This is a genomic window from Paraglaciecola sp. MB-3u-78 (assembly GCF_002835935.1).
Taxonomy (GTDB): Bacteria; Pseudomonadota; Gammaproteobacteria; order Enterobacterales; family Alteromonadaceae; genus Paraglaciecola.
In genome coordinates, this window is record NZ_PJCF01000028.1 from 1 (window position 1) to 1,728 (window position 1,728).

Annotated in this window: 3 protein-coding genes; all 3 read left to right on the forward strand. The window is 39.6% G+C overall.

From position 1 onward, the window contains the following. On the forward strand, nucleotides 1–570 hold a 570-nt coding region (locus tag CXF95_RS26115; RefSeq protein WP_157828255.1), incomplete at its 5' end, for an Ig-like domain-containing protein. Between the two features lie 9 nt (nucleotides 571–579). Continuing rightward, on the forward strand, nucleotides 580–978 hold the full coding sequence (locus CXF95_RS26120) for a hypothetical protein (protein ID WP_101201394.1): 399 nt from the start codon (nucleotides 580–582) through the stop codon (nucleotides 976–978). Beyond that, nucleotides 975–1,728, forward strand: a 754-nt coding sequence (locus CXF95_RS26125; protein WP_198556712.1) for a hypothetical protein, incomplete at its 3' end; no start/stop codon positions are given. The genes CXF95_RS26120 and CXF95_RS26125, both read left to right, overlap by 4 nt.

Below are 1,728 nucleotides of genomic sequence, written 5' to 3' on the forward strand. Positions count from 1 at the left end.
ATTCCAGTTAACCCAGACATAACCCTGACCTTGAATGAGCCCTTAGGTGATAACTGTTATCGTAATATTAATTTAACCGACGGTGTCAGTGACATGGTTACCACGATCTCCTTGTCTGCGGATCGTAAAATAATTACAGTGCAGCCATTCACTAATTTAGACACCGACACCACTTATACGCTTGAATTTACAGGGCTTTGTGACTATGCCGGCAATAGTCTGTCAGGAGATGCCTTAGATTTTACCACAGGAAGCGATGCATCTGCGGATCTAACAAAACCTACGATCACAAGTATTACTCCTCTATCCAATGCGATGAATATAGCTGTCGACAGTAATATTGTAATTGTTTTCTCAGAAACCATTGGTGCAACAAATGTAGTGCGGCTGTTTAACGCTGCCGGCCAACTAATTCCCGGAGTTGTCTCTGTTGTAGGAGATCAATTAACCTTTAATCCCGACGTCAGTTTGGCCAATAATAATCGGCATCGGATCGAGATACGCTGGAATATTTTTGATTTAGCAGGTAATCAAAACTATTTTGGAGACTACTACTTCACCACGGAGTAATAAGGCAAAATGAAGATACTAATCGGAATATTGATTGCATTGCTATTTGTTACGGCAATATTTATTTCTCAGCAACAAAATGAAGAAATACCAGCAAGAGATGAGCATCGAGCAGTAGACAGGTCAGAAACTAAAAGTGTCTCACAATCGACGACTATACAGAATAAAGGTGTAGAACAATCTGCCTTACAACTACCCAAAGTAGAGGAAGTGAAAAGAGAGCAACAACTTGCCCAGACAAAACAAGAATTAGAAGTGTTAATGCTTAAGTACAACGATAATTTGAAACATCCAGCTGCAAAAAAAGAATTAGAAACCGAGATAGCAGCCCTTATGGATAAGTATAATGTGCTGATATTACCCACTGCACTGGAAAAAATGAAACCGCTCAATGAGCCACAATCATGAGTCATTGGTTTTACACGTTTTTAATGTTTTGTCTCTCTTCGGTTGTATCTTTTCCATTACAAGCAGATCAACACTTAATTCCCGATAATAAAGTCCACTCCGCATTTCTGTTAAACGAATGGCAAGCAAATAAACCAAGTCTAATTGCTTTTAACGACCCTAGATGCCCTCACTGTATCAAGGCTCTTGCACAACGGGAAAGACTAGCCAACTATAATGTATATCTTTTTTGGGCACCTATTTTAGGTGATGCCAGCAAACAAACTGTTGATCTCTTGTTTCATTGTGATTCACCCTCAGAAACCGCTGTAATAGAATCAGTTATAAACAGAAAAGCCCCTACATGTGCAGGCCCAGAGAAACAAGTTCTGCGCTCCCTAAACGATAATATGATCCAACAATATGCCCTTAACTCCGTACCACAATATTGGTACGGTGGTCGAAGAGTCGCACTGTCTCAGTTAAATCTGGCCCTATCTAACAAACAGGTCATTCAATCCATTGCACAAAGCAGTCTGTTAAAAGTTCAATGGGAAAGATACAACTCAAAGGCTGTAGCTACTGCAAATATTGCCCTAACCAACATAGGTCTGGTGATTACACAGGACACTGAAGTATCAACCAAACTAATCTACTTGATGGGTCAAGACAAAAGATTTAACTGGTATATTTTCCAAAATTCCGCTTTATCTTCAAAAGAGAATACTGAGTTTCGCATGCTAACTAACCTTGAAGACTCAAACGAAACAA